At 65.9% G+C, this 23,572-nt stretch carries 18 protein-coding genes and 2 pseudogenes; 8 read left to right on the forward strand and 12 right to left on the reverse strand.

The features are described from left to right. The first annotated feature begins 405 nt into the window (after positions 1–405). Positions 406–2,409, forward strand: a complete 2,004-nt coding sequence (locus QF047_RS18600) for an HNH endonuclease signature motif containing protein (RefSeq protein WP_307280091.1) — start codon at positions 406–408, stop codon at positions 2,407–2,409. Between the two features lie 276 nt (positions 2,410–2,685). Here the strand turns inward: QF047_RS18600 and QF047_RS18605 are convergent, their stop codons facing one another. After that, complete coding sequence (locus QF047_RS18605) at positions 2,686–3,507, reverse strand: putative protein N(5)-glutamine methyltransferase (protein WP_307280094.1); 822 nt, start codon at positions 3,505–3,507, stop codon at positions 2,686–2,688. A gap of 205 nt (positions 3,508–3,712) precedes the next feature. Here QF047_RS18605 and QF047_RS18610 point away from each other — a divergent pair, with 205 nt between their 5' ends. Beyond that, positions 3,713–4,759 (forward strand): beta-propeller fold lactonase family protein, encoded by a 1,047-nt coding sequence (locus QF047_RS18610; RefSeq protein WP_307280096.1) that lies wholly within the window; start codon positions 3,713–3,715, stop codon positions 4,757–4,759. Positions 4,760–5,243: 484 nt separating this feature from the next. Then, positions 5,244–8,267 carry an alpha-amylase family glycosyl hydrolase gene (locus tag QF047_RS18615; protein WP_307280099.1) on the forward strand — a complete coding sequence of 1,008 codons (3,024 nt, stop codon included), beginning with the start codon at positions 5,244–5,246 and terminating at the stop codon, positions 8,265–8,267. On the opposite strand, the gene QF047_RS18620 is transcribed toward QF047_RS18615, so the two are convergent. The 3 genes from QF047_RS18620 to QF047_RS18630 form a co-directional block, all read right to left on the reverse strand. Next, positions 8,264–9,226, reverse strand: coding sequence for an SDR family oxidoreductase (locus QF047_RS18620; RefSeq protein ID WP_307280102.1), 963 nt, complete (start codon positions 9,224–9,226; stop codon positions 8,264–8,266). The two genes, QF047_RS18615 and QF047_RS18620, sit on opposite strands and share 4 nt — an antisense overlap. Positions 9,227–9,274: 48 nt before the next feature. Beyond that, positions 9,275–11,545, reverse strand: a complete 2,271-nt coding sequence (gene malQ / locus QF047_RS18625) for a 4-alpha-glucanotransferase (protein WP_307280105.1) — start codon at positions 11,543–11,545, stop codon at positions 9,275–9,277. Positions 11,546–11,689: 144 nt separating this feature from the next. Continuing rightward, on the reverse strand, positions 11,690–12,424 hold the full coding sequence (locus QF047_RS18630) for a GAF and ANTAR domain-containing protein (protein WP_306637718.1): 735 nt from the start codon (positions 12,422–12,424) through the stop codon (positions 11,690–11,692). Positions 12,425–12,622: 198 nt separating this feature from the next. On the opposite strand from QF047_RS18630, the pseudogene QF047_RS18635 reads away from it, so the two are divergent. Next, a pseudogene (locus QF047_RS18635) lies at positions 12,623–13,670 on the forward strand (aldo/keto reductase). Positions 13,671–13,851: 181 nt separating this feature from the next. Then, positions 13,852–14,025, forward strand: a pseudogene (locus tag QF047_RS18640) (DUF3040 domain-containing protein); the annotation flags it as partial. Here QF047_RS18640 and QF047_RS18645 read toward each other — a convergent pair. Both QF047_RS18645 and QF047_RS18650 read right to left on the reverse strand, forming a co-directional pair. After that, on the reverse strand, positions 13,981–15,111 hold the full coding sequence (locus QF047_RS18645; protein WP_307282057.1) for a DMT family transporter: 1,131 nt from the start codon (positions 15,109–15,111) through the stop codon (positions 13,981–13,983). The pseudogene QF047_RS18640 and the gene QF047_RS18645 sit on opposite strands and share 45 nt — an antisense overlap. Positions 15,112–15,185: 74 nt before the next feature. Continuing rightward, complete coding sequence (locus QF047_RS18650) at positions 15,186–15,782, reverse strand: TetR/AcrR family transcriptional regulator (RefSeq protein ID WP_307280109.1); 597 nt, start codon at positions 15,780–15,782, stop codon at positions 15,186–15,188. Positions 15,783–15,918: 136 nt separating this feature from the next. Here QF047_RS18650 and QF047_RS18655 point away from each other — a divergent pair, with 136 nt between their 5' ends. Both QF047_RS18655 and QF047_RS18660 read left to right on the forward strand, forming a co-directional pair. Further along, entirely contained in the window at positions 15,919–16,728 is an 810-nt protein-coding gene (locus QF047_RS18655) for an SDR family NAD(P)-dependent oxidoreductase (protein ID WP_307280111.1), read from the forward strand. Positions 16,729–16,853: 125 nt separating this feature from the next. Further along, entirely contained in the window at positions 16,854–17,147 is a 294-nt protein-coding gene (locus QF047_RS18660; protein ID WP_306637714.1) for a hypothetical protein, read from the forward strand. Positions 17,148–17,152: 5 nt separating this feature from the next. Here QF047_RS18660 and QF047_RS18665 read toward each other — a convergent pair whose 3' ends face one another. The 6 genes from QF047_RS18665 to QF047_RS18690 all read right to left on the reverse strand — a co-directional run bounded on the left by QF047_RS18665 (position 17,153) and on the right by QF047_RS18690 (position 22,018). After that, the gene (locus QF047_RS18665; protein ID WP_307280118.1) at positions 17,153–17,593 is read right to left on the reverse strand and encodes an SRPBCC family protein; all 441 of its coding nucleotides are present in this window, start codon (positions 17,591–17,593) and stop codon (positions 17,153–17,155) included. Positions 17,594–17,677: 84 nt separating this feature from the next. Then, positions 17,678–17,965: a hypothetical protein gene (locus tag QF047_RS18670; protein WP_307282060.1), complete on the reverse strand. Its 288-nt coding sequence runs from the start codon at positions 17,963–17,965 to the stop codon at positions 17,678–17,680. A 48-nt stretch (positions 17,966–18,013) separates the two neighbouring features. Continuing rightward, positions 18,014–18,484, reverse strand: coding sequence for an RpiB/LacA/LacB family sugar-phosphate isomerase (locus QF047_RS18675; protein WP_307280121.1), 471 nt, complete (start codon positions 18,482–18,484; stop codon positions 18,014–18,016). Positions 18,485–18,585: 101 nt separating this feature from the next. Beyond that, complete coding sequence (locus tag QF047_RS18680) at positions 18,586–20,334, reverse strand: dihydroxyacetone kinase family protein (RefSeq protein WP_307280124.1); 1,749 nt, start codon at positions 20,332–20,334, stop codon at positions 18,586–18,588. A gap of 38 nt (positions 20,335–20,372) precedes the next feature. Then, on the reverse strand, positions 20,373–21,146 hold the full coding sequence (locus tag QF047_RS18685) for an SDR family NAD(P)-dependent oxidoreductase (protein WP_306637710.1): 774 nt from the start codon (positions 21,144–21,146) through the stop codon (positions 20,373–20,375). Between the two features lie 47 nt (positions 21,147–21,193). After that, complete coding sequence (locus QF047_RS18690; RefSeq protein WP_307280128.1) at positions 21,194–22,018, reverse strand: sugar phosphate isomerase/epimerase; 825 nt, start codon at positions 22,016–22,018, stop codon at positions 21,194–21,196. A 184-nt stretch (positions 22,019–22,202) separates the two neighbouring features. On the opposite strand from QF047_RS18690, the gene QF047_RS18695 reads away from it, so the two are divergent. Then, on the forward strand, positions 22,203–23,540 hold the full coding sequence (locus QF047_RS18695) for an MFS transporter (protein WP_306637708.1): 1,338 nt from the start codon (positions 22,203–22,205) through the stop codon (positions 23,538–23,540). Positions 23,541–23,572: the final 32 nt, after the last annotated feature.

The following is a 23,572-nucleotide window of genomic DNA, read 5'->3' on the forward strand; positions in this document are numbered from 1 at the left end:
GCCATTGGGGAACGGCCTGCGGAATACGGCGGTAACGTCGTGGTGCTTGGGCGGGCTGGTGTTGCAGCCCGGCCGCCGGCGGAGGGCTTCACTGATTCAGGCTTCACTGATTCGGGATCCGGCATCCCGGGCTCGCCTGCCGCCTCCGAGGCCGACGACGGCACCCGGCTTAGTCCCGGATGGCCCCTTCGCGCCGTACCGGCCGGGGCGGTGCCGGCTGAGTCGGCACCAGCAGCGTTCGGACCAGCAGCGTTCGAACCAGCAGTGTTGGGGCCAGCAGTGTTGGGGCCAGCAGCGTTAGGGCCAGCAGAATCCGGACTAGTAGATTCCGCACAAATAGAATCCGGGCCAGCAGCCGCTGCACCAACAGAATCCGGACTAGTAGATTCCGTGCCGGAAGGGTCCGTGCCGGTCCAAGCATCGGCGCCCGATGAAGCTCCGACGGCAGTTGCTGGGCCCTTTGATTCGGTATCACTCCCGGCTGGTACGGTCGCGCGTTCCGGGGAGCCTCTGAGCCTGGCGGAGATCGGCAGGCTCCTGGCCGAGGCCGCTGCCGCCGCACCCGGGATGCTTGCGGGAGCCGATTATGTTGAAGCCGCCAACTATGCCGGCGAGGTGGAGGATCTCTCCCGCGGGGTGGAGTACCTGCAGGTCCTCTCTGCCGGGACCGTGGACCGCACCCGGACCCAAGCCGTTGCCGCTGCGGACGCCGCCCGGGCCAGCCGCTCCCGTACCGGCAAGACCTGGGTCACGGGCTGGGACAACGGGGTCGAAACCCTGAACGAAACCGACACCAACTGGCCCGGCGAACCGACAGCCTGTGACACCGGGACGGGGCCCGGCACCGGGAACGAGACCGGCACCGGGACGGGCGGCCATGGCCGGGTCATCACCTCACCGGCCGATGACGGCTGCGCGAACACCGCCGAGTTCCTCCGGCTCCGGCTCCGGATCGGCAAAAGCGAAGCCAACCGCCGTCTGGCCCTCGCAGCAGACATCCTGCCCACCACCACACTCACCGGCGAGACCATCCCCGCGCCCCGCGAACACCTCGCCGCGGCCCTCACCCCCACACCCGCCAGCACAGGCACAGACGCTACAAACACCGAAGACACCACCGGCACCGACACAGAAGACACCACGGGCACCGAAGCCAGCCCCGGCTCCGAGGACCATACCGAGAACCCGCCCGCCAATATCCCCGCGGTTTCGTCCCGGGCCGGGACCATCATCAGCCTGACCCTGAACCGGCTCCAGCACCTCACCACCCCCGGGAAACTCGCCCTCATCGAGGAAAACCTCACCACCACCGCTGCGACCGCTGATCCCGACTTCCTCGCCCGCGTCGCCCGCCGCTGGGCCGACACCATCGACGCCGACGGCACCGAACCCAGCGAAGAAGCCCTCCGCCACACCCAAGGCGCGTTCATCCGCAAACCCCGCCACGGCCTGCACCACCTCGAAATCTTCGCCACCACCGACCAATACGAACACCTCCTGACCGTCATGAACACCGCCACCAACCCCCGCACCACCGGCACCGCAGACCAGACCGCCACCGGCACCACCCCCGCAGCAGCCACGAGTACCAACGGCAGCACCAACGAAGGCGGCACCGGAGAAAACGAAGGCGGCACCGGAGAAGAGGACCGCACCACCCAGGACGGGCTCTGGAACGAGAACAACACCGGCCCGGACCTGGACCGGCGCACCCGGCCACAAAAACAACTCGACGGCCTCGTCGGCGCCGCCAAAGTAGCCCTGGCCACCAACGCCCTGCCCACGACCGGCGGCAACCGCCCCCAAATCATCGCCACCATCAACTACCAAGACCTCCTCCCCCACCACCACGGCGCCACCACCGGGGCAGACACAGGAGCCTGGAACGACCCAGACCCCGGCCGCGGCAGCAGCGGCACCGGCAGCACCCCCACGCCGACAAGTCCCGCCGCGAACACGGGCACGGGCACGGGGAACTTCGTCTTCACCGGACCCGTCGCCGCCGCCACCCTGCGCAAAATCGCCTGCGACGCCGATATCATCCCCGCACTCCTCGGCACCCACGGCGAAATCCTCGACCTCGGCCGCAAAACCCGGCTCTTCACCCCAGCCCAACGCACCGCCCTCACCGCCCGCGACCAAGGCTGCGCCTTCCCCAACTGCACCATCCCCCCACCCTGGTGCGAAGCCCACCACATCACCTACTGGTCACAAGACGGACAAACCAACACCAACAACGGCGTCCTCCTCTGCAGCGGCCACCACCACCTCATCCACAAAGAACAATGGACCATCACCACCACCAACGGCGCGCCCTGGTTCACACCCCCAAAACACCTCGACCCCCACCAAAAACCCCAACAAAACACCTACTTCAAACCACCCCCACCCCCGGCGCCCCGCGAATAACCTGCGCAAAGAAAACACAGAACCTCAGCGGCGCCCCCAGCACCAAGGTGACGGGTATGTATGCAAAACGGACGTCTGCCGACGGGAAAAATGTCTTGGATCGGACGACGGGCGCATTGGCCGTGGGACCGGTTCGAGGACCTCAGGCATCGATGCCGCTGGTAAGAAAAGCAGGTTCACCCGGGGGCTTGAGCATCACCGTTCCGATGCCTCGGGAAGCCGCGTTCCTGGAACTGGCAACAAAAAGGGACGCCGAAAAGCTCTGCGCTTCTGTCACTACACGAGGCGCCGGGTGCCAACCACTACCGTTCCGTCCAGCTCCTCCGAGTGAACAGTTCGTGCGGCCAGTCCGGCTGCAGCCATGATGCCGGCCGTTCCAGCTGCCTGACGCTCACTGGTTTCGATGACAAGATGACCATCCGGATCCAACCACTCCGGAGCGTCGCCGATGATTCGGCGGTGGAGGCTCAAGCCGTCCGGGCCGCCGTCGAGCGAGATCCGCGGCTCATAGATCCTGGCTTCGGGCGGCATGGTGGGCAGCACGTCCGTGGGTACGTACGGAGCATTCACCACAATGAGCTTCACCTGCGCGCGGAGCCGGAAGGGAAGCCCGGCATAGAGATCACCTTGATGGACCTGCCCGCCTATGGTCGCGAGGTTCCGGCGTGCGCACTCCACGGCCGCGGAATCGATGTCCGCTGCGTGAAGTTCCTTCACCGGCATTTGGGAAGCAACCGCCACACCCACGGCCCCCGATCCGCAGCAAAGATCAACAACGGCCCCCGGCTCAGCGCCTGCCGTGCGGTTTTTCCGCAGCAGCGTAACGGCCTCAGAAACAACGAGTTCCGTGCGCAGGCGCGGCACAAAGACACCTGGATCAACGGCAATGCGAAGACCACAAAACCCGGCCCAGCCAACAATGTATTCAAGTGGCTCACCGGAAACACGGCGCCTGATCCATTCGGTGAGCTTCGCAGGGCCGGACGCTTCGGACAACAGCAACTGCGCTTCATCTTCGGCGAAGACGCAGCCGGCGGCCCTTAGGAGGGTGACAATTTCGCCAAAAACGGGACGGGCCGGTGATTCGGGACGCGGCATGGGAGCGCCTTTCGGTGGGCCGGCGGGCACTCGCACGTCTTCCAGCAGCTTCTCCGAACTAGCCCTGGCGGCCCGGGCGGCAGTGGAAGGGAGTACCCAAAACTGATGAAGCAGGAATAGGACTCACCTCCCTTTGCCATGGCTGGAATCCAATGCTAATCCGTCATTGCCCCGAATGCGGGGACTTTGTTGGCAGGATTGACCTATGACTTCCCCTGCTCAGCACCCCATCATCTGGACCGGCACCTACACCTCCGACGGCGGCGGCCGGGCAGAAGGGATTGGAGCCTTGTCCGCCCACCCGGATGGGAGGTTGGAATGGCTGGGTGCGGCAGCCAAGGCCGATTCGCCGTCGTTCGTTGCCGTCCATCCCACCCTGCCCGTGGTGTACGCAGTGGCCGAGCAGCGCAAGATGGTGCGGGCCTTCCGGCGCACGGGCGATTTCGGGCTTGAGCCGCTTGGCGAGCCCCAGCCAGCCGGGGAAGCAACCTGCCATGTGGCGGTAGACCCCCAGGGGCGCTTCCTCACCGCCGCCTGCTGGGGGGACGGCCAAGTACTGCTCTACGAACTGGATGCCGACGGCGCCATCACAGCACGCTTCCCCGCGCCCGGTTCAGTGGATCCACACTCTCTCCGGACCCCGGGTGAGCCCCGGCAGAGCCGCGCCCATGCCAGCCTCATGCTGCAGGACGGCCGTATCATGACAACAGACCTGGGGCATGACACCCTCCGCATCTGGAACTATGTGCCGGGATCAGGACTGGTAGCGGACCACGAGGTGGCACTCCCCTTCGGCTGCGGGCCCCGCCACCTGGTGCAGCATTCCAGCGGTAACGTCTTCGTCGTTTCGGAATACTCCATCGAGGTTTTCGTAGTCCGGCCCGAGGCGGGCACCTTTGAGCTCGTTTTCCGGGGTCCGGCAACCTCCGGCGGCAGCATGCCGGATGACTCCGCAGCCGAAATCTGCCTGGACCAGGAGGGCAGGCACGCGTACGTGGGTGTGCGCGGTTCGAACCTTCTGAGCGTGCTGGACGTCGCTGCCGAAGGGACGGAACTGCTACCCGTCCAGGACCTTCCCAGCGGAGGAAACTGGCCGCGCCACCACATCGTCAGGGGAAACTGGCTTCACGTTGCCCACGAACGCTCGGACAACATCGCCACTTTCGAGTTGGACCCTGCCAGCGGGATACCGGGCCCTTTGGTCCACGACCTGCAGACGCCGTCGCCAACGGCCCTGGTGCCGGCCCCGTGACGGCAAGTCCAGAAACGCCGTCGCCGACGGCCCTGGTGCCGGCCCCGTGACGGCAAGTCCAGAAACGCCGTGGCCGACGGCCGTGGTGCAGGCTCCGTGACGGCAAGTCCCGCAACGCGTACGGCTCCCTCCACGCAGTCATGCTGCACCAACACTGCGGCGTAGAGGCTTTCCCTAAACGCTGGAGTTATTCAGTGCAAGCGCTTACAGTTGTGACGTGGTTCACAGGAGCCGGGCCCTTATCGGCCAAAGCACCCTCGTGCCACACCCCTTGCCCCGGCAAGCCTGTATAGCAGCGCAGCTCCCAGGAAAGGTCTCTTCCTTGAAATTCCGCACCCTCCCCAGCGCATTCCCACGCGCTAAAACGAGCACCAGAACAAACACAAGATCAGCCATCACACCTCATCCAAAGCTCAGCCGAAGTGAACTCGCCTCCGGGGCTCGAACCGCCGCCAGGACCACAACGCGCGCGGCAGCTGCGCTCGTGGCCGCGACAGTTGCCCTTTCCGCCTCCGTTCTTCCCGCTCAGGCCGCCCCCAGCACCAAAGACCCAGACGCTAATGGACAAAACAACAAAAACCCGGGCTCGACGTCGGCCCTGCACAGCCTTCGAGGGCCCGTCACGGACGAGAACTTCTACTTCGTCATGGCTGACCGCTTCAGCAATGGCAGCACCGCAAACGACGATGGCGGCCTGGGCACCGACCCTATGGTGTCCGGCTTTGATCCCACCAAAAAGGGGTTCTACAACGGCGGCGACCTGGCCGGCCTGCTGGAGAAGATCGACTACATCCAGGGCCTGGGCACCACCTCGATCTGGCTGACCCCCAGCTTCAAGAACAAGGCGGTGCAGCCCGAGGACAAGTCCGCTGGCTACCACGGCTACTGGGTCACGGATTTCACCCAGATCGATCCCCACCTTGGCACCAATGACGAACTCAAGGCACTCATCGACGTAGCCCACAGCCGCGGCATGAAGGTGTACTTCGACATCATCACCAACCACACCGCTGACGTCATCGGCTACGGCGACCACCCCCGGGAGGGCTATGTCTCCAAGGACGCAATGCCCTACAAGACGGCGGAAGGCACCGCATTCGATGACCGGGACTACGCGGGCACGGGGAGCTTCCCCAAACTCGACCCGGCCACATCGTTCCCCTACGAACCCGTGCTGGATCCGGGCGAAGAAAACCTGAAGGTTCCCGCCTGGCTGAACGATCCCACGCTCTACCACAACCGCGGCGACACCACTTTTGTGGGCGAGGACTCGTTCTACGGTGACTTCTTCGGCCTGGATGACCTCTTCACCGAGCACCCCAAAGTGGTGGACGGGATGAAGGACATCTACCAGACCTGGATCCGCGACTTCGGCGTGGACGGCTTCCGGATCGACACTATGAAGCACGTCAACAACGAGTTCTGGCAGGAATTCGGCCCCGACGTCCTCAGCTACGCCAAGGAGCACGGCAAGGACGAGTTCTTTATGTTCGGCGAGGTCTTCGACACCACCAAGAGCTTCACCTCGCAGTTCACCACCCGGAACAACATGCAGGCAGTGCTGGACTTCCCCTTCCAGGACGCAGCCCGCAACTTCGCCTCCAAGGGCCAGGACGCAACCGCGCTGGAAACGTTCTTCGCAGGCGACGACTGGTATACGGACGCGGATTCAAACGTCTACGAGCTTCCCACCTTCCTGGGCAACCACGACATGGGCCGCATTGGCAGCTTCATCGCGGCGGACAATCCCGGATCAACTGATGCGGAGCAGGTGGCCCGGGACCAGCTGGCCCACGAGCTGATGTACTTCTCCCGCGGCAACCCAGTGGTCTACTACGGCGACGAGCAGGGCTTCACCGGCCCCGGCGGGGACCAGGATGCCCGGCAGACGCTCTTTGCCAGCCAGGTTCCGGAGTACCTCGACGACGACCTGCTGGGCACCGATGCAACCCATGCCACGGACAACTTCAACACCGGGCACCCGCTTTACGGCAAGATCAGCCAGCTCGCAGGACTGGCGAAGGAACACCCGGCATTGCGCGACGGCGCCCACCAGCACCGCTGCGCCTCGATCGGTCCCGGCATCTATGCTTTCTCCCGAACGAACGCCGGGGACCAGCGCGAGTACGTGGTGGCGCTGAACAACAGTGAGCAGCCGCAGACCGCGGAAGTGCCCACCTACATCGACAAGCGCACCTACACCAGGATCTACGGCGAAGGCGCGGACGAGGTCAAAACGACCGCAGAGGGCAAGCTGACGGTCACGGTTCCCCCGCTTTCCGCCGTGGTTTACCAGTCCTCCGGCCGGATTCCGCAATCCAAAGCGGCGCCCGCCGTCGTCCTCCAGGAGCCGGCCCCGGCACAAGGTGACAACGGGCGGCTTAAGGTGGCGGCCGACGTCGACGGTTCTTCGTTCTACGAGGTCACCTTCGAGGCCAGGACGGCAGACGGCGGGTGGGAGCCCATCGGCACGGACGACACGGCGCCCTACCAGGTGTTCCATGACGTGGCGGCCTTGGATGCCGGCACTCCCGTGGAGTACCGCGCCACTGTCCTGGACAACGGCGGCCACACCGCCGCTTCCGAGTCCCGCAGCGCCGCAGTTCCTGAACCAGTCCTCACGCTCCAGAAGCCGGTTGAGGGCAGCAGCGTCAAGGGCTCGCTGGAGCTCAGTGCCACGGCAGACCCGGAAAAGGCCAGCCACGTGGTGGCCTTCGAACGCAGCGTCGCCGGCGGGGACTGGACCGCAGTTGGCTCGGACGACTCCTCACCGGTGTACTCGGTGAAGGACGACGTGTCGGGCCTCGCGGACGGAACCCAGCTGCGGTACCGCGCCAGCATGGCTGGCATCGGTTTCAACGTCGTCAGCGGCGTCCGGACCGTCACCATAGGCGAAGCGCCGCAGCCGGATTCGGTCACGATAGCCGGTTCCCTGAACCAGGTCATGGGCTGCCCTGCGCAGTGGGACCCCGCGTGCACCCGGGCCAAGATGGTCCTGGATCCCGCGGACAAGATCTGGCGCCTGACCGTTGATCTTCCCGCCGGCAAGTACGAGTACAAGGCCGCCCTTAACGGCAATTGGGATGTGAACTACGGAGCCGACGGTGCCTTGAACGGATCAAATATCGTGCTGGACCACCCGGTCGGGCCCGTCACGTTCCGCTACGACAACAGCACCCACCTGCTGAGCACCGTCTACACGTCGCAGCAGCCGCAGGCCGTTTCGGTCGCCGGCAGCCTGGGGTCTGAGCTGGGCTGCACCGGCGATTGGCTGCCCGAGTGCAACCAGGCCCAGCTCGCACTGGATCCTGCCGACCTGGTGTGGAAGCTGACCGTTCCGGACCTGCCGGCAGGCATGTACGAGTTCAAGGCGGCGCTGGACCGGTCCTGGAACGTGAACTACGGCGCCAACGGCATGCCGAACGGCGGCAATATTCCGTTTGAGCACGACGGCGGCGCAGTCACCTTCCGGTACGACCACTTCACGCACCTGCTGACGGCGGGCTAGCAGCACGCTCCTACGCCCGCAGGGTTCCCTGCGGGCGTTGGAGTGGCGCCTAGCTTCTTAAGGCGTGCCCCAGGCTGACGATGAGCCGGCGCACGGCATCCTCTGCGGTGGGGGGAGCGCCAAAAACCTCGGCCTGTTGCGTTGTGTCGGCAACGTACTTGCCGGTTTAGGAACCAGCCCATCATGGCGGCCGTACTTTGTACCATCGAATTGAACGGCCCGAGCAGCGCACCCGCCGCCTGCACACCTTTCACGGGAACGGACTGCACCCGGATCTCCTCACCGGTCAGCCGCTCCGCAATGTCGGCAAACTCCTGCATGGAGATGGGCCGGTCCCAGCCGATATCGATCCGCTGGCCCTCCACGCCCGGTACATCCACGGCGGCCGCCAGGTATCCAGCCAGATCCGGCGTGAGGACAAACGTCAGCGGGATTCCTGCCGAACCAAACCATCTGACCCTGTGCTTGGTGATGGGGTCGCCGCCAAACCGGGTCACCTGGTCCAGGAAAGCGCCGGGACGTAATGCCACAAACGGGACGCCGAGGGCCTGCAGCCGGTCCTCCATCAGCCGTTTGTGCCAGAAGTGCGGGACGTTGGGCGTCTGGTCGCAGGTCAGGATGCTGGTGAAGACAAACCTGCGGACGCCGGCACGTTTCGCAGCATCAGCGAGGTTCGAGTTGCCCACTGTGTCGATCACAGCGCTGTCGCCTTTCCGGTGCCTGGTGTAGCCGGCGGCGGTGGTAACCACGGCATCCGCGTCAGCCATGGCCCGAAGCAGCGAGTCCGGATCCATCATGTCCCCGCGGGCGATCTCCACGCCCGCAGCCTCCAACGTCGACGCATCCGAGCCCTCGCGCACCAGGGCACGCACCTGCTTCCCCCGGTTCAACAACTCGGTGACCACCTGGCCGCCGACCATGCCAGTGCCGCCTACTACCAGTACTGGTCCCTCGCCCATCGCCCTCTCCTGACTGTTAACCTGGCCGCCTGGCCCGGCCCGCCTGCCTTAGCCGTGCAGGGCTCTCTCCACCGCAGCCAGCAGCGAGTTGAACCGCGGGTTTGCGGGAAGATCATCCAGGAGGACGGACCGGCCGTCCGGACCGGCCAGCGGAACCTGCCAGTTCGGGTAGAGGGCCTCGGTGGTTCCGGGCTGGTTCTGGACCCGCCGCTCGCCCACAGCGTCCACCAGGGCAACACCAAGGAGCACCGACGGCGCCTGGGCCAGCAGCAGGTGCAGCGCCTCGATGGTCCTCTCTTCATTGCCGGCCGCTCCGCCGGACGCGTCTTCGGGCAGGTACCCGCGTTCCCGCAGGAGGGCAAACATCTTCTCCAGCGAGGCGTTGTGCTCGGCCCGCTCCTCCGCTTCCGAGCGCTCCAGCAGGCCCAGCCCGCTGCGCAGGGCCACGTGGTCCCCGGCGAGGTAGCCGGCGGTGGGCGGAAGGTCGTGGGTGTTGACGCTGGCGAGTGCCTGCGTGCGGTAGCGTTCCGGCGCGAGGGGCGAATCGCCGTCGTACTCAAACCAGAGGATGGAGGTGCCCAGGATGCCGCGGGCGGCAAGGTAGTCCCGGACCCACGGCTCGAAGGTGCCCAGGTCCTCCCCGATCACCACGGCTCCGGCACGCTGCGCTTCGAGGGCGAGGATGCCAATCAGTGCCTCGTGGTCGTATTTCACGTACGCACCATCGCCCGGAGCATTGCCCGCCGGAATCCACCACAGCCGGAAGAGACCCAGGATGTGGTCCACCCGGACGCCGCCGGCATGGCGCAGCACGGTGGCCAGCATGTTCCGGAAAGGGATGTAGCCCGCCTCCGCCAGCCGGGCGGGATGCCAAGGGGGTTGGCCCCAGTCCTGGCCCTGCTGGTTGTACATGTCCGGCGGGGCACCCACGCTGGTGCCCGATGCCAACACGTTGTGGAGTGTCCAGGCGTCGGCGCTGCTGTGGTCCACGCCCACGGCGAGGTCGTGCACCACGCCAAGCCGCATGCCGGACCGGAGCGCGGCCTGCTGGGCGCTTTCGAGCTGTTCGTCACAGATCCACTGCAGCCAGCGGTGGAACCCGATCCGGTCCGCGAGCCTTTCCCGGAGCGCCTCAGTCTGGGGACTGCCGAGTGCGCAGTCGGGATCGGACCAGAACGGGTCCCCGGCCGGCAGGTCCTCCCGGATGGCGGACCACAGGGCAAAGTCGTCCAGTCCCTGGCCGGAGATGCGGCAGAACTCGTCGAAGGCAGCCTGCCGGGCCAGCGGGCGGCGGGCATGGTAGAGCAGCTCAAGTGCCTGCAGCTTGGCCGCGTAGACGGCGTCGCGGTCCAGCCGGTTGGCCTCCCTGTTCAGCCCTGCCACCTCGTCGTGGAGCTTCTCCACCACGGCTCGTTTACGCGGCTTGAGGTACGCCACTTCAGGGATCGCCTCGATGCGGATGTACAGCGGGTTGAAGAACCGCCGGGTGGACGGCGAATACGGTGACGGCTGCACGGGCGGAACCGGCTCCGCAGCATGCAGCGGGTTAACCAGGACGTAGTCCGCCCCGCGGGTGCCGCTGAGGGCCGCCAGGTCAGCCAAATCAGAGAAGTCGCCGATGCCCCAGGACCGCTTGGAGCGTACGGAATAGAGCTGGGTGGCCAGTCCCCAGCCCCGGCGCTCCTCCAGTGGCGCTGCGGTGGACAGCCGGGCGGGCACCACCACCAGGGTGGCGGACGCGGTGGCACCTTCGGATTCGGCGTGCAGGGTGTGCCATCCCAGCGGCAAGTCCTGCGGGAGGGCGAAGGTGGCACGTCCGGTCGCAACGCCGTCGACATCACGTGGCTGCATCCAAAAGTCCTGCTGGGCCGCGTCCCTGGACCCGGCACCGCCTTCAAGCGTGATGCTTAATCGGGCTGTGGCGCCATCACGCACGTGCACCGGAACCTGCGCCGGTTCACCCTGCTGGATCACGACGGCGGGTGGCAGCATGCGCCGCCAGGGCGCCAGTTCCGCTTCCGCCAGGGCCTCTTCGATGAGCTGGTTGGTGTGCGCCTGCACCCCGAGGGAGGCGAGGACCTTGATCAAGGTGTCCTCGGCAACAGCGTGCGGCAGCCCATCCCAGCCCTGGAAGGAGGTTCCCACCCCATGCGCATCCGCCAACTGCTGGAGGAGGTGCGGATCCACGGGCTCCCCGGCAGGAGCGGGTTCACGGGTAGCGGGTTCACGGGCAGCGGGTTCACGGGCAGCGGGTGGAAAGGCCGGCGGATCCGTGGGCGCCGCCGGTGGTGGGAAGTGCTGCTGGTCTGAAGCCGTCATTCGTGTCCGCCTCGTCTGGTGTGATGTGGCCCGAACTTACAGTGCTGCCTGTTGCGCCGGGCGTTTGCACCCCGCGCACAACCGTTGGTTCAGATTATTGCAGGCCGGCGCACAGGTGAAACCCAGGCCGGTTTGAGTCGCAATTCAGGGCTCGAAATGGGTGGTGACAGCGCCCGAGCTGACCTGGCTCAGGATGTCCCCGGCCAGATCGCGCAGTTTCCGGTTCCGGTGGCTGGAAGCCCTGGTCAGGACAGCCATCGCTTCATCCTGTGTACACCTGTTTTGGGCCATCACCACACCGCACGCCAAATTGATGACAGTCCGGTGTTCCAGGGCGGCGCTGAGGTCCTCCGCCAGGTTCTGGGCATCAGCGATCCTCAGCGCGAGCCGCACTGCCCGTCCCGCCAGCTCGGCAAAACTCTCGGCCCGCTGGACCACGGCGTCGGTGAAGACCCCCGGTTCGGAAGCGAAGAAGTTGAGTGCGGCTGCGTGGTTATTGTCGAGGGCGAGAGGAACGCCCAGCACGCTGCCGCAGCCGTTTTCCTTCAGAAGCTTCTGGTATTCCGGCCAGCGGGAGTCTCTTGCCACGTCAGCGAGGAGCACGGGCTTCATTATCTCCAGGGCTGTGAGGCAGGGTCCCTGCCCCAGATCCTGCTCGAGCCTGTCCAGCCGGGTTGCGCGCGGGCTGCTTCCGGCCACGGTGGCATTGCGCTTGCGCTGCCGCAGGGTAACGCCGCACTCGACGTGGGAAAGGGCTGTCTCCCCCAGCGTGGAGGCAGCGAGGATGGAGAGTTCGCCAAGGAATCCGCTCACGTTGGCGCTGCCGATAATCATGTCGTGCAGCTTGACGAACTGTTCGTCGCTGCTGGGAGTGTCCATGCCTCAATATATGCGACATGGCACCCCTCCGGCGCTCCATAAAACGTCACACCAGCCCTGCGCATTACTCCAAAAGTCGAAAAGAGAAGCACTAAGGCGCAATTCTGCCGGTGCACCGCCGATCTGTGTAGCCTCGTGACGATCAAGGGCATGTGCCAGAAGCATTGTGCCGGAAAAATTGTGAGGAGACCGGAAAAGATGAGCCTCAGCGAACTGCGGTTGTTCGGGCGGTCAGGCACGCCGATCAGCCCGCTGACCTTGGGCACCATGAACTTCGGCGAGGGAACCGGCGGGCCGCCCGGCGCCCCCACCGGAGCCGAGGAGAGCATCCGGATCATCCACTCCGCGCTGGACGCCGGCATCACCTCCATCGACACTGCCGACGTCTACTCGCAGGGCGAGTCGGAGCAGGTTGTTGGGCGTGCACTGCGCGGCCGCCGGGACGACGTCTTCCTGGCCACCAAGTTCCATGGCCAGATGAGTCCCAATCCTGCCCATTCCGGCAACTCCCGGGCGCTGGATCACCCAGGCCGTGGAAGGCAGCCTCCGCCGCCTGCAGACTGACCGGATCGACCTGTACCAGGCGCACCGGCCGGACTACAACACCGATGTCCTGGAGACGATTACCACCCTCAACGACCTGATCAAGCAGGGAAAGATCCTCTACTACGGCACGTCGGTGTTCACGCCCGCGCAGCTGGTGGAGGCCCAATGGGTCGCCACCACCAACCACCTGATTCCGCCCCTCGGGAACCAGGTGCCATACTCCATGCTGGTACGCGCCAACGAACGCGACGTATTCCCCATCGCCCAGCAATACGGGCTCGGTGTGCTGGCTTATGGTCCGCTGGCCGGCGGCTGGCTGTCAGGCGATTTCATCCTGGATTCAGGAAAGACGCCCACCCGGGTCCATTCACTGCCCGGCCGCTACGACATCTCCGGTCCGGCCAGCGAGCGGAAGCTGCACGCGGCGGACGCCCTGGCCCGGCTGGCCGACAAGCTGGAGCTCCCGCTGGTGGACCTCGCCATCGGCTTCGCCCTCACGCACCCGGCCATCAGCAGTGTGATCATCGGGCCGCGCAGCGAGGAGCACCTGGCAGCCTACCTGAAGGCGGCGGACGTCCAGCTCGGTGAGTCGGTGCTGGATGCGATTGACGACGTGGTGCCGCCGGGCACGAACTTTGTGGAGCGGGACGCGGGCGCCATCGTTCCCTCCCTCGAGTTCGCAGAATTACGACGACGGTAGTCCCGTCCCGCCGTCGGCCGGCCTAAAGGTGGAGGACAGCACTGCCGAAGTTCCCTCCGCTGCGACGTTTACGGAAGGACCGCCACCTGGCCTGCCGGCCCCGCCCTTGACTGGACAGGGCAAGGCTCCTACGGTCGATATCGAGAGTCCCGAATCAAGATTTCAAGGGCGTCCAATGCCAATGTCCGAAGAGGAGCGGAGGCTCCTCAAGGAGCTGGAGCTCGGGCTGATCGCCGACGATCCGCACCTGGCGATGGAACTGCTGTCCGGTCACCCAACACGCCGGTTCAGGTCCGGTGTCTACTACGGTTCAGCCGCGGGCCTGCTGGGCCTCGTAGTCTTCATTACCGGCGTCAGCAGCCACATCATCGGGGCCGGCATTACCGGGTTCCTGCTGATGGCCCTCGGCACCTGCCTCGTGCTGGGCAAGCGCACGCTCAATCGACGTGGCGGGCAAGGACAGACGGGGTAGTCCTTCGCCACCTGCCGGCTCCCCCTGCCCTGAAGCACGTGGAAGCAGGAAAACCAGCCCGGCCAGGACGGCTGCCGCTCCGATCCAGCCCGCTGCCGGAAGGCGCTCCCCCACCACCAGGACCGCCAGCACCGCCGCCACCACTGTTTCCACCAGGGAAAGGCCGGTGGCGGTGCTCGCGCGGATCCGGGCCAGGCCCCACCCGAACAAGACGTATCCGGCAAACATTGGGACGAGGGCCATGTAGGCCCCGACGCCGAAATTTGTCCAGGATTCGGCGAGCGGCCGGCCGGTAAGGAAGAGAACGGGCATCAGCAGCACTCCGCCCGCCCCGAAAACTGCCCCCATGGTGGCGCGGGAGGACACACCGCTCCCAATCAGGCGGTGGGCAGCCCAGGAGTAGAGGGCATACGTGGTGCCCGCAACCAGCCCCAGCAGTATCCCCGCTGGCGCAGCCCATGACCCCAGGGTCAGGCCCAGCCCGGCGGCGCTGCCGGCGCCATCGATAGCGGGACTGCCGGCATCACCGGCATCGGGCCGTTGCCCGGCAACGGACAGCAGCACGGCGCCGCCGACGCCGAGCAGCGCCCCTGCCAGCCAGCGGCGGGTGAGCGGCTTCCGGTCGGCGCAGCGCTCAATGACCGCTGCGGCCACAGGGGCTGAGCCAATGGAAACCACTGTTCCCACGGCGACCCCGGCAAGGTGCATCGAGGTGTAAAAGGCCAAGGGATAAACCGCGACGGCCAATGCCCCCAATGACACCAGCGGCCATTGCTCCAAAAGCCGCCGCCATTGCCTGCGGATGGGCCCTGCCGCGTACAGGGCCTGCAGCAGGCCGCCCACTCCCATCGCCACAGCACCGATGGCAAGCGGGCTGACTGCCGGCGCCAGCGTGGCAGCCGTTCCGGTGGTACCCCACAGGACCGATGCCGCCAGCACAAAAACAGCACCCCAGCCCGGCCCGGTCAGATGGCCGGTCCCGGACCTCCGGTCTTTTCGCTGGAGCCGCCGGAACCGCCCGGAGACGCGCCGGGTGGAAGCCGTCACAGCCCGGCCAGCATCTGCGCGGCAATTGTTCGGCCCTCCAGAAGGCGGGCATCCCCGCCTTCGAGTCCCGCCCGGACCATGGCGCCCTCCAGGACGAAGGCCAAATGGGCGCCAAGCCGGGCGCGGCGTTCGTCCTGCCCTTGGAGCAGCTCCCCCAGGTGCCCGGCCAGGAGCGCTTCAACTTCTTCCTTGTGGCGCCGGACCGCTAACCGCCCCGGGCTGCCGGCGGGCAGTTCTGCCGCCGCGTTGAGTAGCCCGCAGCCCCGGAATCCATGCTCATAGGCGAACCGCGCGTGATCAACATAGGCATCAAAAACGGCCAGCACCCCTTCCCTGGGTCCGGCAGCGCCGTCCACCCGCGCCTGATACAGGCCGAGCCATTCCTCATGCCGGGCTTCAAGGTAAGCGGCCACCAGGTCCGACTTGGAAGCGAAGTTGTTGTACAGGCTCTTTTTGGCCACTCCAGCCTCGGCCGTAATCGCGTCGATGCCCGTGGCGCCGACGCCCCGGGCATAAAAGAGCCTTGCGGCGGCCTCAAGCAGGAGCTCCCGGGCGCGCTTTTTCGTTGGCAGGGATACGTCAGCCGCAGACATTGGGCTCCTCTTCGTAATGGTAGGTAGACCAGTCTACCTACCGCAGCGCCGCTGAAGCGAGCCTTTCCCAAAGTTGTAGTGATGGAAACCCTGATGAGGCGTAACCTGAAGGCGTTTCAGCGCTGAGGAGGCGGCTGTGGGTTCAATCGATGGACGTCTGGCGCTCGTGACCGGTGCGACCGGCGGGCTGGCAAAGGCGGTGGCCGCAGGGCTCGCCCGCGAAGGGGCCGCAATTGTCGTCGTCGGACGTTCCATCGCCCGCGCCGAGGAAGCAATGGAGGGCATCCGCGCCCAGGTGCCCGGCGCCACGCTCGAGCCGCTGGCATGTGACCTGTCGGTCCAGTCCTCCATCCGCTCGGCGGCGACAGACTTCCTGTCCCGGCACGAACGGCTGGACGTACTGGTCAACGCTGCGGGCGTGTTCCGGAAGGAACGCCACGTGACTCCGGACGGGCTCGAGCTGACTTTCGCTACAAACGTGATGGCCTATTTCCTGCTGACCAACCTGCTGATGGACGCACTGAAGCGCGGGGCGGCCGCTGGCAGTGGTGGTGATGCCCGCATCGTGAATGTGGCTTCGAGATACGGCAAAACCAGCCTGGATTTCGACGACCTCCAGACGGCGAAGGGTAAGTACAGCTACCTTCGCTCCACCGCCGCCCACCATGCTGGCCCGCGTCCTCCTCACCCAGGAGTTTGCCGAACGGCTTCGGGGAACGGGGGTGGTGGCAAACGCCGTGCATCCCGGTCTGGTCAAAAACACCGCGTTGCTGGCGGACGTCGGCGGCCCGTTCCGCTGGATCACCAACACTATCGGCGCCCCGGCCGAAAAGGCTGCCGACACCGTAATCTGGCTTGCCGGCTCACCCGAAACCGCCGGGGTGTCAGGGAAACTGTGGGCAAGCCGGAAGGAGCTGCCCACGCCCGGGATGGGCTCGGATCCTGAAGCCCGCCGGCGTTTGTGGGAGGCCTGCAGCCGCCTCGCAGAACTTTCTTGAATCCCCAACCCATCCGCCGCGGCGATGGCGCCGAACCGCAGGGAGAAGAACTCCCATAAGAGCGGACGGAGCGATGGACGAAAAGGACCAACAGGCACTGACCGGGGGTGTGATCCAGGAGCACGATCTTGACCTGGCCCAGCTGTGGCTCGACTACGCCGCGCTGGGCGGCAGCGCCACGCAACAGGACATCAAGGGCTACAGCGCGGGACTCATCAGCCTTCCCTCGAAAGAGCGCGACATCCTGTCCCAGGCGGTCAACGAGCGTTCGGATGCTGCAGGACGCCCTCGTGAACTGTTGGCGATGGCCCCCTACAGTGATTCTCCGCTCACCAATGCGCGGAAGGATCCCCCGGGCCCCTGCTAAGCGTTTCAGGCCCGGGCGCGCGAGTTGAGGGTGTCCCTGATTCCGTTCAGTGCCGGGTCGCGCAACGACATAAACGCCGGTTTCAGGAGCGGCAGGATTATCTTCGCGGGACCCTTGATGCTGAACTCGGCGGTGTATGTGACCACCGAGCCATCGCCGGCAGGACTGACGTCGATGGAGTCGAAAGCGGTGACGGTCTTATTTTCGCCGCGGAGCTTGATGTGGTTCTCCGTCAGTTCGATGACCTCATACTCGAGGGACTGCCGCTTTCCCCGGAATTCGGACTCGGCATGGTACCGGTGCCCTACAGCCACCGGGCCCGGCGTCAGTTTATTCATCACCGGGGTGCTGGGATCCCACTCGCTGGTGTTCTCGAACTCCCGCATGTAGGCGAAGGCCTGGCTGGCGGGCAGTTTTGTTTCCACACTTCCGGTGACTGTGATCATCACCCCAGTGTAGGAATCGCGCCGTCGGAAACCTACCCCCGACGCGGCCCGGTCCTCAAGGCTCCCTGTCTTGGCAGCTCCCCATCAGCGGCGGGGCGAGGGGAGTTGGGCGGCCGCCATCTTGAAGCACAGCTTTCCGCCCAACTCCTGCGGCCTGATCCACAGTTCAAAGCCCTCCGCGGCGGCAAACAGCGTCCTGCCACCGCCGGCGTCTGCCGCGATCCACACGGCAGAGGAGTCTTCCATGGCGTCGTCCACCACGCCGGTGCGGACAATCTCGAAGTTCTTTCGGACCTCGACCGGCGTTCCAATGAGCCGGCGCCAGTCATGATAGCGGTACGGCTTCACGGTCCTGTGCCGGCCATTTCCCATTGTGACCACAGCGTCCCCACCATGTCCTTGCTCCACCGGTGAGGCCGGTCAGCAGGCTTCGAAGTCCGTCAGGACCTTGACCTTGCCCGCTGAAGCGGACGCCGTGTCGAAGGTGTAGCCGATCCACTCCCTGGCCAGGCGGCGGGCAAGTTCGATGCCCACCACGCGCTGGCCCATGGTGAGGACCTGGCAGTCGTTGGAAAGGATGGAACGCTCCACGGAGAACGAGTCGTGGGCGGCGGTGGCCCTGATTCCTTCGACTTTGTTGGCTGCGATGGCCACCCCGATTCCGGTGCCGCAAAAGAGAATGGCACGGTCGGCGGCGCCGTCCCGGATCATTTCCCCGGCGGCGATCCCCACATACGGGTAGGGCCGGGTGAAGTCGTCCCGGGCATCCGCCCGGTTGACGCCGATGTCGATAACTTCGCTGACACGCGGATCCTGCCGGAGGTCCTCAAGGACCTTGTCCTTGTAGTCCACTCCCGCTTCGTCCGCGCCCACAATCAGCCGCAGTCCCATGGCTTGTCCTTCCGTTTTATGCTCGTGCGCGCGCTAATGCTTGCGCTCCGGTTTATGCTTGCGCCGGTCTCATGACTGCGCGGGATTATGCTTGCGCGGGTTTATGCTTGCGCACCGGCCGGTTCCCGGGCGGGAGCGGCCGTGAAGTGGGGGCCCATAACGGTGAACGCCATAGCCAGGGACGTGGCGCCGGGGTCCGGCGTTCCGAGGCTCTTCTCGGCCAGCGGGCGGGCCCGTCCCTTCAACGGCAGCAGGCCTGCGGTGGCCGCTGCCGCTGAGGTGGCGAGCACGGCCGCCTCCTCCCACGCCTTGCCGGACGGCTGGCCCTCCGCAGCCAGGCGGCTGAATTCGGCTGCAAAAGGCAGCAGGGCATCCACCATGGTTTTGTCGCCGGTTTCCGCTTTGCCCAGCTGGACGATCCGGTCCGCGAACGCGGTTACCGCTGCGGCCAGTTCCACTGCGTCCGGGGCCGCTGAATTCCCCACGCATTCGCCGAAGGCCCGCAGCGCGGCGCCCCAAAGGACACCGGAGGTCCCGCCTGCCTTGTCGGCCCAAGCGTCGCCGGCTGCAATGAGCACGTCACCGGCGCCGCCTCCTTGCCCCAGGGCGATGGACCCTGCAGCGGCCGCGGCATCAATGCCACGGACCATCCCCCGGCCGTGGTCGCCGTCACCTGCGATCGCGTCCAGCCTGCCAAGTTGCTCCTCAGCTTCGTGGATCGAGGACCTGGCTGCTTCCAGTGCCGCAACGCAGGCGCCTGCATAGTCCCGGGAGCCTGCAGTGGCAACGAACGCGGCAACGTCTGCGCCGCCGTCGGGCGTTCCTTCAACAGCCAACACACCTGCCTCCCGGGACGCGTTTCCGCGGCGGTAGGCGGGGGTCTCTGCAGGAGCAACCCAGAGCGGCTCCAGCTCCTCGTCCAGCCAGGTGACCGTGAGCGAGACGCCGGCCATGTCCAGGCTGGTGACCAGTTCGCCCACCTCAGGCATCACCAGGGTGTAGCCGGCTGCGCGAAGCAGCGGCGCCACCGTTCCCCACAGGACGAAGAGCTCTTCATGTTTGGTGGAACCCAGCCCGTTGAGGATCGCGGCAATGCGCGTCCCCGTGCCCTCCGGCGTCTCCGCCAGCAACCGGGTCACCAGCTCCTGGCCGAGGTCCTTCGCGGACGGGAGATCGGTGTCGAAGAGGCCCGGCTCGCCGTGGATCCCGAGCCCCAGCCCCATCTGCCCGTCCGGGAGCGAGAACAGCGGGGCGGACGCACCCGGAAAGGTGCAGCCGGAGAAGGCGCTGCCAATGGTCCTTGTCCGGTCGTTGGCTTTGCGGCCCAGACGCACCACCTCGGCCAGGTCCGCGCCCGCTTCGGCGGCGGCGCCCATGATCTTGAAGACGGTGAAGTCGCCGGCGATGCCGCGGCGCTTGTCTGCTTCCGACGGCGGTGCGCTGGCGATGTCGTCCGTGACCAGGACGTTCTCCACGGCGATGCCTTCGGCGGCCAGCCGTTCGGAGGCCATGCCGAAGTTCATCACGTCGCCGGCGTAGTTGCCGTAGGTGAAAACGACGCCGGCACCGGACTCCGCGGCTTTGGCCACGGCGTACGCCTGCTGCGCGGAGGGCGAGGTGAAGATGTTGCCCACCACGGCGCCGTCAGCAAATCCCTGGCCGATCAGGCCGGCGAAGGCCGGGTAGTGCCCCGAGCCGCCACCGGCCAGTACGGCCACCTTGGGCTGCGCAGGCCGGTGGCGCCGGACGGCGCCGCCCGCGACCTGGCGAACCAGGTCCGAGTGGATGTCACAGAAGCCGGCCAGGGCTTCCTCGGCGAAATCTGAAGGGTCATTGAAGATCTTTGTCATGGTGGGCTCTCTGGCATCCGCGGTTTTCAGGGGGACCGTTAGTGCATGTGGCTTCCGCCGTTGATGTCCACCGTGGTGCCCGTAAGGTAGGCCGAGTCCTCGGAGGACAGGAAGGTGATCACGGCTGCCACTTCCTCGGTGGTGGCGTTGCGGCCCAGCGGGATGCCAGCGTTGATGGCGGCTTCCTGCTCCTCGGTGCTGCCCACGCGGATGTTGGTGTCAACAGCGCCGGGCGTGATGGCGTTGACGGTGACGCCGGTGGCGCCGAGTTCCCGGGCGAGGGCCTTGGTGAAGCCGAGGATGGCGGCCTTGGCTGCGGAGTAGGGGACCTTGCCGAAGACGCCGCCGCCGCGCTGGGCGGACACCGAGGACATGTTCACGATCCGGCCCCAGCCGTTCTCGATCATGTCCGGCAGGAAGGCCTTGGTCACCAGGTAGGTGCCCGTGGCGTTGACGTCCATCACCTTGTGCCACAGCTCAAGGGTGGTCTCGAGGAACGGCACCGGCGAGGTGATGCCGGCGATGTTGGCCAGGGCACCGACGGGAGGCAGGTTGCCCGCGGCCACCTCGGCGGCGACTGCGACCTGGGCGGCCGTGACGGAAGCTTCATTCGCGACGTCGATTTCGTGGCCGAAAGCGGGGACGTTGAACTCGTTGCCGACCTCGGCAGCCACCTTGGCGGACTTCTCGCCGTCGAGGTCCAGGATGACTACTGCCCAGCCCTGGCTGGCGTAGCGGCGGGCGGTGGTGAGGCCGATGCCCCGGTCCGAGGTGGCCCCGGTGAGGACGGCGGTGCGCTGAATGGTGGTCATGGTTGCTCCTTGGGTTTTTGTTCAGTGTGGTGGGTTGGAATCGATGGTCAAATCAGGTCGGTGATGAAGCTTGCGGCTTTGGCTGCCGCTGCCGGGCGCTCATGGTGCGTGACATCCCGGGTTTCCAGCTCGAGCGAGAAGTGCCCGGTGTAGCCCTGGGCAGCGAGCTGCTTAAGTCCGCCGGAGAAATCCGCGCTGCCATTGCCGATGCTGAGGTTGATATTCCCTGGCACGGCATCGCGAAGGTGGACGTGCGTGATGCGGCCCCGGTGCCGGTCCAGGTAATCGAGCGGTTGCTCGCCGGCCGCCACGATATGGCTGAAGTCCATAACAATTCCGACGCCGGAACCGGCAAGGCGGTCCGCGAGCAGTCCTGCGCGTTCAAGGTTCCAGCAGAACCGCAGGAAGTGCAGGGATTCGGTCCAGAGTTCGACGCCGAACTCCGCTGCCCGCTCACGGGCGCCGATCAGCTGGGCGGCGATGAGGTCCAGGTCCTCCTCCACGCTCCGGACCGGGTTGTGGTCCAGGGCGCCGCATGGGAGGACGAGTGCGTTGGCACCCGTGGCGGCGGCGAGGGCAAGCAGGGCGTCAAGGTGACGTTGCCGTGCTGCCGTGCCATCGGCGTCGAGCAGCGCATTCAGGTCGCCGATGTCCCCATTCACGGAGCGCACCCGGAGGCCCGACGCCATAACTTCGGCGGAGACCGTGCTGACGACTGTGGCGGTGAGTTCGTAGGGGACGTGGTCACAGACCCCCGGAAGCGCACCCAGGTCGATTTCCTCGAAGCCCAGTTCCCCGATGGTGCGCAGGGCCGTGGGCAGCTCCTGGTGGCGGAAGCTGATGGATGAGCACCCAAGTCGGGAATGGAACATCGTTGATCCTCTGGTCAGTGCCGTGCAGTAGTGATGCCCACCACAGTAGCGCTGTCGTCTGTTGACAGTCAACTCTAAACATCGACTGTTGACAGTGAGCATGATGGAAGTCACACTGGGGATATCATTTGTTAACAGTCGACAGCGGCGGACTCCTTCAGCCGCTTTTCGAAAGGGAACCACCATGAGCAAAGATGCTCTGACCATGCGCGGTCCGGTCCACGGAACCAAGGACGCCAGGCGCGTTGCCGTTGGCTCCGGCGTGGGGGCCGTCATTGAGACCTATGACTTCATTGGCTTCGGCACCGCTGCTGCGCTGTACTTCGGAACTGCCTTCTTCCCCACCGGTGACCCCGTCACCGGTACCTTGGCGGCCTTCGCCACCCTGGGGGTCGGTTTCGCTGCCCGTCCCCTTGGCGGCATCATCGGCGGCCACCTCGGTGACAAGCTGGGCCGCAAGCCGGTGCTGGTCGCCTCGCTGATTCTCATGGGCGTGGCCACGTTCCTCATCGGCCTGCTCCCCACGTACAGCCAAGTGGGCCTGCTGGCCCCCGCATTGCTGGTGTTCGTCCGCATCGTCCAAGGCCTTGCTTTCGGCGCTGAATGGGGCGGGGCGATCCTGATGAGCTACGAGCACGCGCCGTGGAAGTCCAAGGGCAAGTACACCGGCATCGTTCAGGCCGGTTTCCCCGTTGGCCTGCTGCTCGCCAACCTGACCTTCCTGGTCAGCGTGAACCTGGGCGGAGAACTCGCCTGGCGCATTCCTTTCCTGGCCAGCATCGTGCTGGTGGTGGTCGGCCTGATCATTCGTTCCAAGGTCCCCGAGTCCCCGGTCTTTGATGAGGTCAAAGACAGCGGCGACATCGTCAAGTCCCCCATCGTTGAGGTCATCAAGACGGACTGGCGCAACATCGTCAAGGGCATCGGCCTCCGCGTTGCCGAGACCGCCGGCTACGCCGTATCCATCACCTACATGATTTCCTACCTCAACAGCCAGCACCTGGCCGACAAGACCCAGACCCTCGTGGCCCTCTGCATTGCGTCCGCCATCGGCATCTTCGCCACCCAGGCCTGGGCACGGCTGACGGACCGGATCGGCCGCCGTCCGCTCTACATCTGGTCATGCGCCTTCGCCGTCCTGTTCGCAGTACCGATGTTCCTGCTCGTCAACACCGGGATGTTCTTCTTCGTCATCGCCACCCTGGTGATCTCGTATGCGGTCTGCCAGAACTCGCTGGCAGGTGCCCAGGGGTCCTGGTTCCCGGAGCTTTTCCAGGCCAAGACCCGCGCTTCCGGCGCCAGCCTGGCCTACCAGATCTCCGCCATGGTCTCCGGTTTCACCCCGTTCATCACCACCCTGCTGTTCGTCAGCTTCGGCTGGATGGGCCCGGCACTCCTCTTCGGCACGTACGCCCTGATAGGACTCTGGGCCGCCGTCGCCACCCGGGAAACCTGGGGCAAGCGCGAACGCGAGCTGGCTGACGAAGCCACCAAAAGCACCCCCAACACGGTAAGCGTCTAATGAGCCTCACGCACGAAACGAACACGGAGCAA

Source organism: Arthrobacter sp. W4I7 (assembly GCF_030816215.1).
Classification (GTDB): Bacteria; Actinomycetota; Actinomycetes; order Actinomycetales; family Micrococcaceae; genus Arthrobacter; species Arthrobacter siccitolerans_A.

Excerpts from the sequence above, each read along its gene's own strand:
- QF047_RS18660 (WP_306637714.1), top strand. The coding sequence starts at position 16,854 with ATGGACGAAAAGGACCAACAGGCACTGACCGGGGGTGTGATCCAGGAG.
- QF047_RS18690 (WP_307280128.1), bottom strand. The coding sequence starts at position 22,018 with ATGTTCCATTCCCGACTTGGGTGCTCATCCATCAGCTTCCGCCACCAG.
- QF047_RS18685 (WP_306637710.1), bottom strand. The coding sequence starts at position 21,146 with ATGACCACCATTCAGCGCACCGCCGTCCTCACCGGGGCCACCTCGGAC.
- QF047_RS18650 (WP_307280109.1), bottom strand. The coding sequence starts at position 15,782 with ATGTCTGCGGCTGACGTATCCCTGCCAACGAAAAAGCGCGCCCGGGAG.
- QF047_RS18680 (WP_307280124.1), bottom strand. The coding sequence starts at position 20,334 with ATGACAAAGATCTTCAATGACCCTTCAGATTTCGCCGAGGAAGCCCTG.
- QF047_RS18670 (WP_307282060.1), bottom strand. The coding sequence starts at position 17,965 with ATGGGAAATGGCCGGCACAGGACCGTGAAGCCGTACCGCTATCATGAC.
- QF047_RS18675 (WP_307280121.1), bottom strand. The coding sequence starts at position 18,484 with ATGGGACTGCGGCTGATTGTGGGCGCGGACGAAGCGGGAGTGGACTAC.
- QF047_RS18630 (WP_306637718.1), bottom strand. The coding sequence starts at position 12,424 with ATGGACACTCCCAGCAGCGACGAACAGTTCGTCAAGCTGCACGACATG.
- QF047_RS18665 (WP_307280118.1), bottom strand. The coding sequence starts at position 17,593 with ATGATCACAGTCACCGGAAGTGTGGAAACAAAACTGCCCGCCAGCCAG.
- QF047_RS18605 (WP_307280094.1), bottom strand. The coding sequence starts at position 3,507 with ATGCCGCGTCCCGAATCACCGGCCCGTCCCGTTTTTGGCGAAATTGTC.
- QF047_RS18695 (WP_306637708.1), top strand. The coding sequence starts at position 22,203 with ATGAGCAAAGATGCTCTGACCATGCGCGGTCCGGTCCACGGAACCAAG.
- QF047_RS18610 (WP_307280096.1), top strand. The coding sequence starts at position 3,713 with ATGACTTCCCCTGCTCAGCACCCCATCATCTGGACCGGCACCTACACC.
- malQ (WP_307280105.1), bottom strand. The coding sequence starts at position 11,545 with ATGACGGCTTCAGACCAGCAGCACTTCCCACCACCGGCGGCGCCCACG.
- QF047_RS18620 (WP_307280102.1), bottom strand. The coding sequence starts at position 9,226 with ATGGGCGAGGGACCAGTACTGGTAGTAGGCGGCACTGGCATGGTCGGC.